Source organism: endosymbiont GvMRE of Glomus versiforme (genome assembly GCF_003546845.1).
Genome location: NZ_NWVA01000008.1, coordinates 1 through 16,063 on the forward strand (window position 1 = coordinate 1; position 16,063 = coordinate 16,063).

General features: G+C 32.2%; 18 protein-coding genes. 10 read left to right on the forward strand and 8 right to left on the reverse strand.

The features are described from left to right. Positions 1–244: 244 nt before the first annotated feature. The 5 genes from GvMRE_RS10380 to GvMRE_RS10400 all read right to left on the reverse strand — a co-directional run bounded on the left by GvMRE_RS10380 (position 245) and on the right by GvMRE_RS10400 (position 9,426). Positions 245–2,491, reverse strand: coding sequence for a hypothetical protein (locus tag GvMRE_RS10380; protein WP_147411129.1), 2,247 nt, complete (start codon positions 2,489–2,491; stop codon positions 245–247). Beyond that, positions 2,485–3,249, reverse strand: a complete 765-nt coding sequence (locus GvMRE_RS10385) for a hypothetical protein (protein ID WP_147411130.1) — start codon at positions 3,247–3,249, stop codon at positions 2,485–2,487. The genes GvMRE_RS10380 and GvMRE_RS10385 overlap by 7 nt, the downstream gene beginning before the upstream one ends. Beyond that, positions 3,236–4,969, reverse strand: a complete 1,734-nt coding sequence (locus tag GvMRE_RS10390) for an HET domain-containing protein (protein WP_147411132.1) — start codon at positions 4,967–4,969, stop codon at positions 3,236–3,238. The genes GvMRE_RS10385 and GvMRE_RS10390 overlap by 14 nt, the downstream gene beginning before the upstream one ends. 1 nt (position 4,970) lies before the next feature. Further along, entirely contained in the window at positions 4,971–6,986 is a 2,016-nt protein-coding gene (locus tag GvMRE_RS10395; RefSeq protein ID WP_147411134.1) for a hypothetical protein, read from the reverse strand. A 544-nt stretch (positions 6,987–7,530) separates the two neighbouring features. Then, positions 7,531–9,426 carry a DEAD/DEAH box helicase gene (locus GvMRE_RS10400; protein WP_147411136.1) on the reverse strand — a complete coding sequence of 632 codons (1,896 nt, stop codon included), beginning with the start codon at positions 9,424–9,426 and terminating at the stop codon, positions 7,531–7,533. 764 nt (positions 9,427–10,190) lie between these two features. Between GvMRE_RS10400 and GvMRE_RS10405 the strand changes: the two genes are divergently transcribed. The 7 genes from GvMRE_RS10405 (at position 10,191) to GvMRE_RS10435 (ending at position 12,937) form a co-directional block, all read left to right on the forward strand. Further along, a complete protein-coding gene (locus GvMRE_RS10405) occupies positions 10,191–10,454 on the forward strand; it encodes a hypothetical protein (protein ID WP_147411137.1) in 264 nt (87 codons plus the stop codon). Continuing rightward, a complete protein-coding gene (locus tag GvMRE_RS10410) occupies positions 10,454–10,828 on the forward strand; it encodes a type II toxin-antitoxin system PemK/MazF family toxin (RefSeq protein ID WP_147411206.1) in 375 nt (124 codons plus the stop codon). The genes GvMRE_RS10405 and GvMRE_RS10410 overlap by 1 nt, the downstream gene beginning before the upstream one ends. Before the next feature lie 65 nt (positions 10,829–10,893). After that, on the forward strand, positions 10,894–11,496 hold the full coding sequence (locus GvMRE_RS10415; protein WP_147411139.1) for a ParA family protein: 603 nt from the start codon (positions 10,894–10,896) through the stop codon (positions 11,494–11,496). Between the two features lie 39 nt (positions 11,497–11,535). Continuing rightward, positions 11,536–11,814, forward strand: coding sequence for a hypothetical protein (locus tag GvMRE_RS10420; RefSeq protein WP_147411141.1), 279 nt, complete (start codon positions 11,536–11,538; stop codon positions 11,812–11,814). Positions 11,815–12,048: 234 nt separating this feature from the next. Next, positions 12,049–12,252 (forward strand): hypothetical protein, encoded by a 204-nt coding sequence (locus GvMRE_RS10425; protein WP_147411143.1) that lies wholly within the window; start codon positions 12,049–12,051, stop codon positions 12,250–12,252. A gap of 39 nt (positions 12,253–12,291) precedes the next feature. Next, positions 12,292–12,744 carry a hypothetical protein gene (locus GvMRE_RS10430; RefSeq protein ID WP_147411145.1) on the forward strand — a complete coding sequence of 151 codons (453 nt, stop codon included), beginning with the start codon at positions 12,292–12,294 and terminating at the stop codon, positions 12,742–12,744. Continuing rightward, complete coding sequence (locus GvMRE_RS10435) at positions 12,737–12,937, forward strand: hypothetical protein (protein ID WP_147411147.1); 201 nt, start codon at positions 12,737–12,739, stop codon at positions 12,935–12,937. Before GvMRE_RS10430 ends, GvMRE_RS10435 begins: the two co-directional genes overlap by 8 nt. A gap of 7 nt (positions 12,938–12,944) precedes the next feature. Here the strand turns inward: GvMRE_RS10435 and GvMRE_RS10440 are convergent, their stop codons facing one another. The 3 genes from GvMRE_RS10440 to GvMRE_RS10450 all read right to left on the reverse strand — a co-directional run bounded on the left by GvMRE_RS10440 (position 12,945) and on the right by GvMRE_RS10450 (position 15,085). Continuing rightward, the gene (locus tag GvMRE_RS10440) at positions 12,945–13,178 is read right to left on the reverse strand and encodes a hypothetical protein (RefSeq protein ID WP_147411148.1); all 234 of its coding nucleotides are present in this window, start codon (positions 13,176–13,178) and stop codon (positions 12,945–12,947) included. Then, positions 13,163–14,368 (reverse strand): tyrosine-type recombinase/integrase, encoded by a 1,206-nt coding sequence (locus GvMRE_RS10445; protein ID WP_147411149.1) that lies wholly within the window; start codon positions 14,366–14,368, stop codon positions 13,163–13,165. Before GvMRE_RS10445 ends, GvMRE_RS10440 begins: the two co-directional genes overlap by 16 nt. 165 nt (positions 14,369–14,533) lie before the next feature. Then, entirely contained in the window at positions 14,534–15,085 is a 552-nt protein-coding gene (locus GvMRE_RS10450) for a leucine-rich repeat domain-containing protein (RefSeq protein WP_172575371.1), read from the reverse strand. An 84-nt stretch (positions 15,086–15,169) separates the two neighbouring features. Here GvMRE_RS10450 and GvMRE_RS10455 point away from each other — a divergent pair, with 84 nt between their 5' ends. The 3 genes from GvMRE_RS10455 to GvMRE_RS10465 are packed head-to-tail and all read left to right on the forward strand — an operon-like array spanning position 15,170 to position 16,058. Beyond that, entirely contained in the window at positions 15,170–15,373 is a 204-nt protein-coding gene (locus GvMRE_RS10455; protein WP_147411143.1) for a hypothetical protein, read from the forward strand. 39 nt (positions 15,374–15,412) lie between these two features. Continuing rightward, a complete protein-coding gene (locus tag GvMRE_RS10460; RefSeq protein ID WP_147411145.1) occupies positions 15,413–15,865 on the forward strand; it encodes a hypothetical protein in 453 nt (150 codons plus the stop codon). Continuing rightward, on the forward strand, positions 15,858–16,058 hold the full coding sequence (locus tag GvMRE_RS10465) for a hypothetical protein (RefSeq protein WP_147411147.1): 201 nt from the start codon (positions 15,858–15,860) through the stop codon (positions 16,056–16,058). The genes GvMRE_RS10460 and GvMRE_RS10465 overlap by 8 nt, the downstream gene beginning before the upstream one ends. Positions 16,059–16,063 lie beyond the last annotated feature (5 nt).

The following is a 16,063-nucleotide window of genomic DNA, read 5'->3' on the forward strand; positions in this document are numbered from 1 at the left end:
ATTGTTTATTTTCTTTAACTCAGTCATATAAGTATATTTTACCTTTTAACTGATATAGCCAACATAATTGAACGATAATTATAAGCAAATGAGCAACTAATCTCTTTATAGTTAACAAAAGAGACCATTAGGTGGAAAATATGTAATTCTTTTTACTAAATCAAGTAGTAGGGATGTTTAATTTACGACTATCTTTTAAGAAAACATTTTATCAGGAATAAAGTCTAAATTAAGAACTCAGGGTTTATTTCTTACTAGAACCAGGAATACCAAAAGGTTCTTTTTGAATGATTTGAGCTTGTTGTTCAAAACTTTGTATTTCAACTACCTCATGCTGTTGAGATTCAACTTCCTGATTTCCTGGCTGACTTACTTCTCCTGTCTCAGAGCCCTGCCGATAAGCAGTTACTTCTCTTTCAAGACCCTTTATTGCTAATACAATATCACCTAATTGACTGTTTTCTTCTTCAGCCTTTTCTTTACTTAAATCTGTTCCTAGTTCCTTTCTCTTTTCTATTAATTCTGAAATATCGATGACTCCGTTATCATCCTCATCATATTTCTCCAAAAATGCTTTAGTCTGGTCTCTTAAAGAATTGAGGGCTTGATTTACTTTTCCCAATTCATTTTTTTTAATCTGTTCCATTATTCCCAGTAATTCATGATAATTATCTAAAAATTCTCCTGAATCAGCAAGAAATTCATTTCATTTTTTTTCCTTATCATCATAAAGATTTTGTTCTATTTGGGAAGCCACTACTTCTACAAAAGGGAAAGTTGCTGCAAGAGCTCCTCCTAATTCTGGATACTCAGTTAAGGACAAAATACCACCGGTTACCGCACCAGCTCGAGCAACTCATTTAATACCACCAGTATACCAGTAGCTATTAAACTCTTCTGGAGCCTGTAAATTACTTAGTTCAGTTATTCTGTTTTCTAATAGTTGTGGTTTTTTTCAGTAATTAAAAAATTTCTTTTTATTTCTCTCATATCAATCGTCCTCGGCATCTTTTCCTCACTTATTAAGAAATTTTTTGATATTACTTCTAATGACAAATAATCTTTCCAGGGGAATAACTACAGCAACAGTTTTATTTTGCTTATCCTCTTTCCACTTAGAGACATCATAATATCTCCCTTTTAAAAATTTACCAAGTTCTTTAACAATTTCCATTGATTTATACTTATAGTCAGAAGTATCACAATAAATTTCTTTACAGTTATTTGGCAAATGTTCCAATCCTTCGCTAACGTGAGTATTGCCAATTAAAACCCGCTCTAAATTATTCAATTTTTGAAGAGGTTCTAAACTTCCATAAAAGGGGCAATCTCTAATATCTAATTCCACTAACTCTGTAAAGGAGGCTAAAAAGTTTAAATTCTCTTTAAGTTCATTGTTGCTTAATTTTAATTTTCTTAATTTTTCCTTATTAGGTATTTCACTTAAAAAATCAGTGCTAGTAAATTTGTTACCTGAACAATTAAGTTTAGTTAGATTTTTGCATTTACTTAAATTCAAACTAGTAAGTTGGTTTCAAGAACAATTTAATCCTTCCAAATTCGCAAAATCGCTTAAATCTAAATGACCGGTTAAATTTTTGCCACTAATGTTGTTTAAAAAAGAAATATTTTCTCTTTTTTCTTGCTCTTTACTTGCTTGTTTGGGATAGTACTTATCTAGCCAAGCTTGCGCACTCTGCTGAGAAATTTGCTTTCTAAATTCTTCTTCACCTAGTAAGTTCCAAGCTTGTCGTCAAGGAGCAAGTCGGTATCAAGTTGCCTTTCCTCGGGCAGACAATGGCTCGTTTTTTTCTTCTTGAATTAATCTCTCGGTTACTCCTTCAATTTGGGCAGCCTTTTCTAATTCTCGACAAATTTTAGCACAGCCACTATTATCGCTTGGGCTTCAATCTTTTTTACAACCAATTTTTTTAATGCTTATTGGTAAATATTCAAGACCTGAGTCGATATCTGTTTTAGCAAGGCCTAGTCATTGTAATTTTTTTAAGCTTTGTAAGGGTTCCAGAGAACCATAAAAACGATTGCATATTTTTTGGTCAAATTTTTCCTCGTTAGAATTATCAATATAAAGTTCTTCTAGATTAGTAAATTTACTAGCAAAACCTAATCCTTGTTTTTCAAAGTTATTACTGTGAATGCTTAAATGATTTAGCTTTTCAGAACCTAAATTATTGAGAAATTTAGTGTTAGTAAGCAAGTTATTACCAGCATTAAAATAAGCAATGTTAGGACAATTGTTGATAGTTATGCTAGTAAGTTGACAATTATTGGTCTGAAAGTAATTCAATTTAGGCAAATTACTAAGTTCAATAGTAGTAAGATTTTTATTGTTACCAACTTCAATTTTTTCTAAGTTAGGAAAGTCTTTAATAATTAAATTGCCTACTAAATCTTTATTTTTAGCATCTATAGAAATAGTTTGATTTTGGTTAGGATAATTTTGGTTTAATCATTCTTGGGCATTTATCATGATGAATTGTTTTTAGGAGGGACTTGGATTTTGGCTTCGTATTGGGGAGAAATAATATTCTCGACTGATTTTGGTGCTTGGGATTCTAATTGTGAAACAGCTCCAATCTTCACCATTTCATTTCCTTTGCTAAACAAGGAATCAGCTTCTCCTGAATCGATTAAAAGTTCTACTAAGCCTAAGCGATGGTAACCATCACTGGTTCTTTCTACCAAGATAGCAAAAGGCTTGTTGCTTTTTCACTGTTGTTGGTTGGGTATTAATAGTTTATGATTGTTATTTAACTCACCAAGGGTATCTTTTGTTCCTAATAAAGTAATAGTTTTGCGTCCATTGTTTTCTATTTCTATTTCAATATCTTTCATGTATACACCGCTTTCTATCAAGAGACCTTTATCTATTCGAGCTAAACTAGGTTTGACAACTTCTATATCATATACTGAAGCATTTATTTCAATACTATTATTTTCAGTTAACTTAAAATCTAAGTCTTTTTTACCACAAGTTATATTTATTCCTCCTTCCATGCTAGTAGAGCCATGGATCTTGCTACTCTCAGAATCATTTTCAATTTCTATTTTCGGTAATCAACACAATCCTTTTTCGCTACTTCCTTGTCCATGTCAAGCTAAAGGTTCTCCGTAACCATTTTCTACTGCCGTTTTCATAACATTAAGCAATGCTTCTTGAAGGTCTTTCTTAGTGTACTGCTCTCCTCACTCTTTGTAGTTGGGTTTTACCTTGCTACCATAGGGCAATAAACTTAAGACGGAATAAATGCCATCAATTTTCGCGTTTCTTTATTGTTCGTAAAGCTTCATCTAATCTTAAAGTGACTTTGTCTTCTGAATTATATCCTTTTTCGCAATACGTTCAGCCAACAGGAGTAGCAATCTTTGCCGAATTTAGATCACCAAGACTAGTATAATTAGCGTAACATGATGGTTGGTTAAGTGCTCAAACTTGAGCTAAATATCTTCCATCTATCAAGTAATCATCAAACATAAAAATGGTATTTCTTGATAAAAATCCCTCTTGATAGGTTCAGGAGCGGGTGAATCACTTAGATCTAGTTATCATTTCTAATATGTGTAAAAGGTCAACATCTTTGAGTTCTTTATGCTCGTCACTTCCTATTTTAAAATCATTTTTCTCGACTTCCGTTTGGATAGCAATTAGCGTGACCATAGAGTTGCCATAATATTGTTGCATTTGGGGAACTTCATAGTTTTTTTCCGCAATGCTTTTTTGATTAATACATAATTGGTCGATTCACAGATAATCAACGCCAAGAAATTGACATGCTGCACAAGCTTTAACTAATGATTTCTCGCCCCCTGGACTTAACAAATCATCTTTAGATTTTTTTCTTCCCCATACGTAAGACAAAAGTGCATAACTCTTTATATCCTTGTTTGGTTCGATATCTTTGCCTTTCTCATCTTTTTTTACTTGATAGTTCTCGTCTTCTACTTTCTTATATTTAAAGTTTTCTAAGTATTTTGTTTTAATGTTATAAAGTCTGGTAGGTAAGCTTTCCAATGATAATGTTCCGTTTTTTTTAATAGTTTTTTCGATGTATTTTCGGAAAGAATCTTTTGGGTAAGTTTTGTGATAAACTTTTTCTTTATCATACTGGTCATCTTCTGCAAGTTTAGCTGTTTTATCAATTTCACCAATTAGCAATTGAGGTGGCATGCTTGAGGCAATCATCACGGCAGACTGTGGCTCACCTTTTCAGTGATGAGTGGTACTGATAAGTTTAGAGTTTTTTTGGGCATGCTCCAATTGCATTTCTAATTCGGTAAGTTTAGCCTGTTCTTCGCAAAGAGTGTTTAATTGTTTATTATCGGAGTAATTTTTAAGTATCGTTTTTTTTCTTTTAGTGGCAAAACTACTGTTGAATTTGGTAATTTCAGTTTGAGCTTCTAAAAGTTCTTCTAGATTCTCTTCGTAACTACCAATAATACGAATAATAGCTTTTATAAAAGAAGAATCTTTAACTGCTGTTTTGGTTGCTTCTAGGATGTTTTTTTGCTTTTCAATTTGTGCTTGGAGGTCTTCACAATTAGCACCAAGCTGCTGCTCTGAAACTTTAATTTCTTTTTGTAGTTTTTCTATTTTCTGCTTGCTATCTTGTAACTCTTTTTCTAATTTTGCTATTTTTTCGATTAGATCTTGATATGTTTTGCTATCACTTGGCAAACTAAATAGTTTTTTTTGTTCAGTAAAAATCTGCTTTTTTAAATCATCTGTTTGCTCTTCAAATTTTTTTAGTCCTTTATCAGAATTAAATAGTTTATTTAATGATTGACTAGTTTCATTTTTGGGTTGATTTGGTGAATCTGTCGTGGAGATTCTAGATAATAAATCAATTTCTAATTGTTCATTTTTTTTGGTTAACTGTTTAATTGTTTCTTCAAGATCTGCCAATTTTGTTAAACTTTCTTGATATTTTTCTTTTCAAATGTTTTTCATATTATTTTTTACCTCCTCAGTTTATTTTATTAATAAATGGTTGAATTTGAACTATTTGAGTTTCGTATTCTTGTTTTTCTTCTTGGTATGGTTGTTTTTCTTCTTGATTGAAATCTTCGCAGTCGATTATTTCTTCGCAATCTTTGATTCGTAGTTTAATCATGGTTATATAATTATTTAAAAAAGCTTTGGTTTCTTCTTTCTCGGATTCAGAGATAGTTGGTAATTTAGTGCCATCTGGGTTGGCTTTTTGTTGTAATTGAGAAACTTGTTCTTGTAAGTCTTGTTTTTCTTTTTGGGCGGTTTTTAGTTTCTTTTCTGTGTCTTCTAAATCTTCTTTTAAGTTTCCTTTTTTTCGTTCCAATTTCCTTATTTTACTTTCATTTTCTTCAGCGTTTTCTTTTAGTTTTTCTAACTCTTCATTAAGCTTTTTAATTTTTTCTCACAATTCTTGTCTTGTTTCTTCAAGTTTGGTAATTTTGGCATCCTTGCGAGCAATTTCTGCTTTTTTATCTTCAATATCGTTCTGCAAATTGCCTTTTTCTACTTCATTAGTTCCCAGTTGGCTTTGTAATTTTCTAATCTTTTCTTGAGCTTGTTCTAGTCTATCTTCTTTAGTTTGAAGTTGCGATTGTAGGCTAATAATATTTTCTTGATTTTCTTTGATTTGTTGTTCTAAGTTAGTTTGGATAGATTGGGATTGTTTTTGTTCCTGAGCAAGTTTTGCTTGATAGTTTTCGGTAGTGGATTTTAGTTCTTGTTGACTTGTTTCTTTATTTTTTTCTAGTAAACTTTCCAATTGATCGATTTTGGTTTTAGACTCTGCTTGATTCTGGATTAGTTCTTCATTCTTAGCAGTTAGTTGTTCAGATTGTTTTTGGAGATTATTCAAAGTAATTTCTTTGGTTTCAAGTTGAGTTTCTTTATCTTTTAAAGATTCTTCTTTTTGAGAAATTTGGCTAATTAAAGCATTTTTATCAGTTTGGAGTTGGCTAACTTGATTTTGTAAGGTCTGTTTTGTTTGCTCTGATTGGTTTTTTTGGGTTTCTAGGTCACTCTTTAATTTTCTTAGTGCTTCATCAGCTCTTTGCTCAGCTTGCTCTTTCTCTTTTTGAGTAGTTTTAATTTTTTCTTCTAATTCGGTGGTTTTGTTCTGATTTTGTTGGTTTTCAGTTTTTAAGTGAACAGCTTCTTGCTGGAAATTAGTTATTTTTTGATTAAATTCTTGTTTTTGTTGTTCATTAGTTTTTTTTAGAGAGGTGAGTTGGTTATCTAGGTTGGTTTTGTCAGTCTGGAGTTGGTTGATTAAGTTATCTTTGGCTTGGAATTCTGTTTGGAGGAGGAGGTGGGCTTGGGATTTGGCTTTTTGCTTGATTTCTTTAAATTTTTGGGAGAAGTTTTTGATGTATCCATATTGGTCTGCTTCTACTACTCCTTGGTCGTTAGCAAAGAGGTTATAGATGGTTTTTACTTTAGCATTTGGTTTTTTATCTACTGAACAAGAAAAATATTTAATACTATCAGGTAAATATTCTAAACCACTATCTATATCAGTGTCAGAGATATAAAGGGTTTCTAATTTGCTATTTTGTTGGCAATTTAAATTGGTTAAGGGGTTGTTGTAGCAGTCAAGTCTTGTCAAAGCAGTATTGGTTGAGACATCCAAAGAAGAAAGTTGGTTGTCGGAGCAGAGAAGGTATGTTAAAGCAGTATTGGTTGAGACATCCAAAGAAGAAAGTTGGTTGTTGTAGCAGTAAAGTTCTTTCAAAGCAGTATTGGTTGAGACATCCAGGGAGGAGAGTTGGTTGCTGGAGCAGAGAAGGTCTGTCAAAGCAGTATTGGTTGAGACATCCAGGGAGGAGAGTTGGTTGCTGGAGCAGTAAAGTTTCTCTAAATTAATAAAATCCCTTAAATCTAAAGAGCCTTCTAAACTTTTATAATGAATATTTAATTCTTTTATTTCTTTTCTCTGTTCTTGGGGATAATTTTTGTCTAGTCATTGTTGGGCATTTACCATATTTATCTTTTACTCCTTATCAATTTTTTTTTTAAAATTGGTGGAGTTATTATTTTTTTCATAATATCTCTTTTTAGATAGTATTCTAGAAAAATAACTAAAAAAAACTTTATTTATTTTTCCATTTACCACTAATAGGGTCTTTAATTCATTCATCTTTTTCAGTGAAAGAGAAAGTTAAAAGAGAGTTTAAACTATCTACTCGCAATAAATGTGGCAAAAATAAATGCTTACGAACCTACATTGAAAAGAAAAGTGAAAAAAAATAAAAATTTGGTTTTATTAATTAAACACTGTAAGAAGAAATTTTTAGTTTAAGGAAGATGGTATATGAAAAAAATGTTTAATTTCCCAAAAAACCGGTGCTGAATACGATTATTCTTGCTAGCAATGCCATAAAAAAACGAGGCGGTGTTAAAATTAGAAGGCAGTGACTGATTAGCCAGAATTCAAGGGAAATTTTGTGGTAATTGTGCCATTAAAACTTATAATTCTGTAGAATCCTTTTTTTCTTGACGATAAAAAAAAGTATTACTTAAGTAATTTAAATATTATCAAATGTAATTAAGTCTTGATAAAATTTCTTTACTTTTTCATCGCAAATTAACTTGCTGGCATTAAATCCGATAACCTGTAAATATTTAAGGGAACAAGCACGAGATAAAGCCACATAAACTTGTCCTTTTTCAAAAACTCGGTTGAGATTGATTTTTAGCCTTTCAATGCTTTGTCCTTGGCTTTTATGAATGGTAATTGCTCAAGACAAAACCAAAGGTATTTGGGTTCGACTAGCTCGAACAAGACGATAAATTGGAGTTTCAATGGTTCATTCTTCTTCTTTAATGACTTCTTTTATTCCATTGGTAAATTTAACCACAGGACAATATTTGTTATTCAACTTTGAATTAATTACATAACGAAAACCCGTCACTATTCCTTGGCAGCCATTAACCAATTTTTCAGATAAGTTCTTGACAAGCATGACTTGAGCACCAACTTTTAATTCTAGTTGTTTAGGAGCAATAAAATTCCTATCTAATTCTTCTAAACGACCACTGTATCTTTTATCTTCAAAGTCAATTGCTTGATAAAATTGTGAAGAAGAATTAATCTTATTTAGTTGTTGAGAATTAACTTCGTTTATTTCTCGGTTGGTCGCCATTAGTTGAGTTGGTCTGATTCCATCATTTGGTCAATTAGGTTCTGTTTCTAACTTTTTTAAAGTTTCTCATGACTTACTGGAAAGTTGACCAAATCTTAATTCATTGAGTAAATCAATTAACTCTGGTTCTTCTTGACGATAAATCTTAACTAGTTGAATTGTGTGTTGTAAACAATCTTTTCATTTGTTTGCTTCAAAACAGTTATTAGATTTAATTGGTGGTAATTGAAAAAAATCTCCAGTCAAAATAAGTTGTAAGCCACCAAAAGACAGATTATTCCGACGAATTTTTCGGGCAATATATTCTAATTTATCAAACAATTTACCATTCAGCATTGAAACTTCATCAATTATCAGGGTGTTAATAGTTCTTCAGTTTCTAATTCAGTTCTTTGATTTTTGTCTTTCAATTTTATTTACTAATTCTTCGGCAGTTGCTGCTTCATCAAATCCTATTCCAGAAAAAGAATGAAGAGTAACTCCACCAATGTTTATTGCAGCAATTCCCGTTGTGGCAGTGACCGCAACTTTTTCTTTTCCTTGTAAATTCTCTAAAGCAATAATTATTCTCTGCAGCAAAAAACTTTTACCAGTACCAGCTGAACCGGTAAAGAAAATATTCTTTTTTTGGAATATTAAACTGACGACCTGGCGTTGTTCTTCGTTAAGAAAGTCATTTAGCCGATTATTTTGCGTTTTAATTAAATTTATCTTCTTTTTATTGCTCGGCAAATAGTCATTGTTTAAAGTCTTAATACGAAAAGTTTCTTCATTTACTTCGGCAATAGTTTTAGCCTGTTGGATATTTTGCAAAATCAAGTCATATTTTCTTTGGCTTTGAACGCTAATGAGGTTACTCCTTTGTCTTCATAATGGCAACTGCGTGTAATCGATTTTATCAATTTGGTAAGTATAGTTTAGATTCGGATTGTTGTCTTGAACGATATCCGATAGTATTTTATAATATTTATCTAGCTCAAATTTACTGACTTTTGCTGGATTAAAGTTACTGTCAGACTGTTGATAGTTAGAATAAAAAGTTACTTTTCCGTACTGTATTCTTGGATTTTCAGGATTCGTTCAACCATTATTATAAGATTGACCAGCCTCTTTACCATTTAGTCCTCGGTTTTTTCAGTTTTCTATCTCTTTGTCAATTAGTTTACTCGCTAATCCTCCTTGGGATTTGAACTGACTGGCGAAATTATTAACTCGGGAAAAGAAGTAGATGATTAAACCTAGGATAAATAGAGTTGGAATTATTATATACCCAAGCATAATAAATTTTTTGTAACAAAGTCATCTTTCATCACGGGAAAATCGATATATTAGTCTAAATCAATTCAAGAAAACTGGTCTTTCATAAGCCTTAATTAACTCTTGTTAGAATTTCTTTTTTGTTTTTTTGACTTAAGTTTTTTTTAAGTATTTGTTAAGGTGTCTTGGTTTGTTTCCTATGACCCTTGCTGTTTTACAAAAAAAGAAAATTAAATAAAAGAAAAAAAGCCTAAATGGTAAAGGGCTAAATGATTTTTATTTACAAAGTAAATAACATTTCAAAAATGAATAATTTTTGGTGAAAAAAATGCCTTTCTTTCTACTCAACTTGCTTTCGAAATTGCTAAAAATAAATTATAAGTGTTTATTGTTAGGTCAATTTTCATTTATAGCAAGTTGGAAGTTAGTCATCGGTAGTTAACACTTAACTTTTTTATTTCACATATTATGAGGTTAACTGTTAGTCTTTCGTGCCTAGAACTTAGGTATCCAAACCGGATTGGTTAGTTCCTAGTTAGTTGTGAAAAACTAACTAGTTTACGAGCGAACCTTAATTATTTAAGTCGTCTTTGAACTACCTAACTTCCATATTTGCTTGTGCTGTTGATAACAAGCAACAGGGTAAATGAATTAAGCCCTGTGCTATACTATTAAATATGGTGTTTGGTGGTATAGCAAAAGGTTTAATTGTTGAATAGGATTATTACTAATTCTATAATTTATTTTTATGTATTACTTGATTACTAAAAATTAAAATTTAATATATGGAAAGTCGAAAACAAGTTTTAAGTATTAGAGTTGCTCCTAGTTTATATCAACGACTAAAAAAAGAAGTCGGAGCTGGTAAGATTAGCAAATTTATGGAAAGTGTAGCAGAGAGAGAATTAGATGAACTAGCAAATAAAGTTATGCAAGAGAAAAAAGAATTTCAAAAGCAATTAATCGCTAGTTATAAAAGGTCAGCCCGTAGCAAGACCCTTCGTGAAGAAGAAAAAATCTGAGAAGAAATTATTGAGGATATTGACTAATGAGTGAAAAAGTTCCTAAACAAGGTGAAATCTGGTTGGTAGATTTTAATCGTCAAAAGCAAAAAGAGGCTAACAAAATACGTCCTGTTCTAATAATGAGCAATAATTGACAAAATGAATTTGATAAGCAAGCAATTGTAGCTTTAATTACTAGCAAGGAAGAGGAATTAACAGTAGTTGAGCCCTTTGAAGTTTTGATTGAATCTACTTCTCAAAACGGTTTAGACCGAAAAAGCAAGATACTCCTCCATCGTTTACATGCCATTGATAAAGGATTACGCTTAATTGAACGAAAAGGAAAAGTAGATAGTAAGATTTGAGCCCAAGTTTGGAAATCTCTGTGAATTGTATTTACAGGTAGGAAGTTGGGTTAGTTTCTAAATAACCAAAAAAACAGAAAGCGGTATAAATATGTCGGTAGCGGTAAAATTAAATTAATATGGTGATAGTCGCATTCATCTCCCAAAAAGGAGGCGTAGGAAAATCTACCCTCGCCCAAGCCTTAGCCATAGAAGCCCAAAAGCAAAAAATTAAAGTTTTGTTAGCTGATTGTGATAGTCAGCAAGGAACTAGTTATGAATGAAGCAGAATAAAAGGTAAAATTGATTGTCAAGTGTTTAATTCCGTAAAAGAAGTTTGACCTTTGGCTAAACAATACGATTTAATTGTCATTGATGCTCCTGCTCGCACTAGTCAAGGAACTTTGGAAATAGCCAAGCATGCTAATTTAATAATCCAACCAACCGGAGCCAGCCGAGCAGATTTAATTCCTGCGGTCAAAGAATTTAATGCTCTAAAAGAGGAAGGAATAGACAAAAAAAAGTTATTATTCATCCCTATGCGTCTTTCTAATCAAACTGAAAGCCAAGTAATCCAAGCTTACTTAAAAAAAACTGGTTATGCTTGTTCTCCTTACTACCTAATGGAAAAAGCCTCCTATAAACAAATCCAGAATGAAGGAAAGACCATCACCGAAGTTAAATATAAGAAACTAGCCCAGCAAGCCCAGAAGTTAATTGATAGCCTGCTAGATTATTTATAGAAAGCGGCATAAATAAAGCGGTATCTGTAAAATATATTTATGAATAAGTGAGAAAAAGTTAAAAGATTACGAAGTTTAGAGGTTTTGGGAGAAGCACCCCAAGAAGCTAGTCAAAACTTACAAGCCCCAGAATTAGCCCCAAGTGATAAAAGAATTACAGGCAGGACGAAACCACTGTCTTTAAAAGCGAAGCCTGAATTCCATAGAGAGTTAAAAAGAATGGCAATGGAAGAAAATTGTTTAATGATTGAAATCTTGGAAAAGGCTTTAGCGGAGTATCAGCAAAAAAGAAATGAAGCAAAAAAATTCCTAGAATAAAAAGCGTGAAAAAAATTAAGGTGACAATCACATATTACAAGAAACAAACCGCAAAAAACTAACTATCTCCCCTGAATATTAGGAAGCATAGGAGTTGTAACAATCATAGGAATAGTTATTTGATACTTTGTTAGAAATTAAAGAATAAACCTTAAACTTTATCTTTTTCCAAATCTCTCTCTCTCTCTCTCTCTCTCTCTCTNAATAGACAAAAAAAAGTTATTATTCATCCCTATGCGTCTTTCTAATCAAACTGAAAGCCAAGTAATCCAAGCTTACTTAAAAAAAACTGGTTATGCTTGTTCTCCTTACTACCTAATGGAAAAAGCCTCCTATAAACAAATCCAGAATGAAGGAAAGACCATCACCGAAGTTAAATATAAGAAACTAGCCCAGCAAGCCCAGAAGTTAATTGATAGCCTGCTAGATTATTTATAGAAAGCGGCATAAATAAAGCGGTATCTGTAAAATATATTTATGAATAAGTGAGAAAAAGTTAAAAGATTACGAAGTTTAGAGGTTTTGGGAGAAGCACCCCAAGAAGCTAGTCAAAACTTACAAGCCCCAGAATTAGCCCCAAGTGATAAAAGAATTACAGGCAGGACGAAACCACTGTCTTTAAAAGCGAAGCCTGAATTTCATAGAGAGTTAAAGAAATTAGCGACAGAAAAAGAATGCTTAATGATTGAAGTTTTAGAGGAGGCATTGGAAGTTTATAAGAAAAGCATGCTTTCAAAGAATAAACCAAAAAAACCAATTCAATTAAACCAATTCTGAAAAGTAAACTTTATTTGTGATAAATGTCAAAAGAAATTTAAAAAAAGTATAGTTTTCTCTCCTGCTCCTAGTTTAGATTATTTAAATGATTATCCTACTTATTGTGTTGATTGTAAAGAAGAAAAGTTGAGGAGGCAAAAAATAAATGCCTAAATACTCCTGCCATAAATGTCAAAAAGTAATTTCAAAAGATGTATACCAACTAAAAAGTAAAGGTTCTTATCTCTCTTTTTGTCAATCTTGCTCGAAAAAAGGAATTGAGTTAGGAGGAAAAATTTACCGTTTATGCTTTGATTCTGATTGTTCAAAAGGAAAAAAAATATATTTGGCTAGGAAAGAGAAATAAAGTTATTTTAAAGATTTTTTTTCCATTCCTGATATCATTTGCTTTCTGCGGCTTTTTCTTTTTCACTCCTAGGAAACTGTCATCAAGCACAGCCACAGCAGAAAAAAGTGGGTTGAGACTGATAAGCAACTAAATAAAGTGGATTGCTTTCTACACCACAAAAAGCACATTTTCCTTTGCTGACAGAAAGCAGGTTTTTTAGATTCTGGCAATAAAAGCAGTTAGTTAAGTTTTCTTTCATGGTGGTGGGTGAATTATTTTTGCTTCTAATGTTTGGTGTTCTCTTTCTGGTTGTTGGTAATAGTTGAGTTTTTGCCATTGGTGAAACTGCTGGGCGGCTTTTTTGATTTCAATGAGGAGTTGGTTTAACTGTTTTTGAGTGGTTTCTTTATCTTTCAGTGCGATTTGATAAGCATTTTGGAGGGTGGTGATAGTTTGCTTGTCAGCCTGATTTTTTTGCGTTAAATTAGCGTTAGTCTCTTGGAGAGATTGGTTGATTTGCTTTTCTGTGAGTAAATTATTCTCGGTGACAGCACTTTTCTCTCTTTCGTTGGCTAAATCTTGGGTTAGTTGGCTAATAGTTTCCTTAGCAGTAGTTAATTTTTGCTGAATTTGCTGTTTTTCGGCTGTTGTTTGAGTTAACTCCTGGCATAAGTTAATGTTTTGTTCGCTTAAATTGTTTAAATCCTGCTGTAAATCACTATTCTCTGCTTTTAAATTGTTGTTTTCTCGGTGGATTTGGGTTAATTGGTTTTTTAGTTGGTGAATTTTGGTTAAAGGCTCTGTTTGGGTTGGGCTGAATGGTGGCAAATTTGGTGTAAATAGAATGGGTGGTTGGTCTAAATTAACTTTAATAGGTTCTTCGGGTTCAGGTTGCGGCGGCTTGGATTTTTCTAGTCATTGTTTTCCTGCTAGAATGCTTTCAGTGTCGTTGTTTCCATCATCTTCGGCATAAATATTCATCCAATATAAAGCGGTAGTTCTAATGCTTTGGTGGCCTAAAAGTTTTTGGAGTAATGGTAAAGGTAATCCTGCTTCTGCGTGATAGGTGGCAAAACTTCTCCGCAAAGTGTGGGGAGTTAGTTCAGTATTAGCAGGGATTTCTAGGGATTTTTTAATGCTTTTTAGGAAATGGTAAAAGTTGAAGCGATTAGTTTGCTGGGGTTTTCATTCACATTTTTTAAGTTCACTAATGACTTTTTTGGGAACATAAACATAACGATTTTTCTTGCCTTTGGTTTTGATACTATATAAGCCTTTATGGGTTTTTTGATTTAGATTGAAATTCACTGCTTCACTTACTCTTAAACCGGCTTTTTGGCACAAAAGATAACAACAATAGTGTTCTTTACGTTTAAATTCTCCGTGCTGGTTTGGGATAGTTTGAATTCTTTGGCGAATTTGCTTTAAAACTTGTAAATTAGAAAGCATATATTTAAAAATAAAAATATACTTTCCCAGTATTTATTTAACGATTTTTTTTCAGTTAGCAAACGCTTTTACAAACTCTCACTAACTCTTGTTAAACCCTTGACCCGTAGAGATGGGCGTAGCCCTCACATAATGGTTTTTTGGTTAAAAGATTATACTAATATTTTACTTGGCAAGGAAGTTTTTAGTGGCATTTTTTCTTTTTCCTAGCCAGTAGCCAATTCCTAATACTGCTAAACCAAAAAGAATTAAGCCGCCAACTAATAGATAAGTGTTGACATGGGAATTTTTGGGCGAAATTTGGTTATTATCTGTCGTTTTTTCCTTAACTTCTGTTTTTTGCGGCTGACTAACTATTTCTTGCAAGTAAGACATATGAGCTTGGGTTTGTTGATTAGTATTGCCTCTGCCAACTAATTCTTTGGCATGAACCAATAAATCCATTAGCACAGTGCCTTTTCAGCAATTAAGTTGGATTTGTTTGGTTTTAATACCTTCAATGATTTTGCTAAACTGCTCGCTGGTTAGGTTGTTTAAGTTTTTCGCACTAGCCGGATTTTTGCTGATATTGATTCGCTTTAAATTAGGAAAATCAGTAAATAACTTGGCAAAATCTATTTCTTGGATTTGATTACCAAAAAGATTAAGGCTTTGTAATTTATCTTTATTGGGTAAACTATTTAAAAAATCAAGGTTCTCAAAATGATTATTTGCCACATTGAAACTTTGGAGAGTGGTGAATTCGCTTAAATCTGCGTTTCCTGCTANGGAATAGACAAAAAAAAGTTATTATTCATCCCTATGCGTCTTTCTAATCAAACTGAAAGCCAAGTAATCCAAGCTTACTTAAAAAAAACTGGTTATGCTTGTTCTCCTTACTACCTAATGGAAAAAGCCTCCTATAAACAAATCCAGAATGAAGGAAAGACCATCACCGAAGTTAAATATAAGAAACTAGCCCAGCAAGCCCAGAAGTTAATTGATAGCCTGCTAGATTATTTATAGAAAGCGGCATAAATAAAGCGGTATCTGTAAAATATATTTATGAATAAGTGAGAAAAAGTTAAAAGATTACGAAGTTTAGAGGTTTTGGGAGAAGCACCCCAAGAAGCTAGTCAAAACTTACAAGCCCCAGAATTAGCCCCAAGTGATAAAAGAATTACAGGCAGGACGAAACCACTGTCTTTAAAAGCGAAGCCTGAATTTCATAGAGAGTTAAAGAAATTAGCGACAGAAAAAGAATGCTTAATGATTGAAGTTTTAGAGGAGGCATTGGAAGTTTATAAGAAAAGCATGCTTTCAAAGAATAAACCAAAAAAACCAATTCAATTAAACCAATTCTGAAAAGTAAACTTTATTTGTGATAAATGTCAAAAGAAATTTAAAAAAAGTATAGTTTTCTCTCCTGCTCCTAGTTTAGATTATTTAAATGATTATCCTACTTATTGTGTTGATTGTAAAGAAGAAAAGTTGAGGAGGCAAAAAATAAATGCCTAAATACTCCTGCCATAAATGTCAAAAAGTAATTTCAAAAGATGTATACCAACTAAAAAGTAAAGGTTCTTATCTCTCTTTTTGTCAATCTTGCTCGAAAAAAGGAATTGAGTTAGGAGGAAAAATTTACCGTTTATGCTTTGATTCTGATTGTTCAAAAGGAAAAAAAATATATTTGGCTAGGAAAGAGAAATAAAGTTA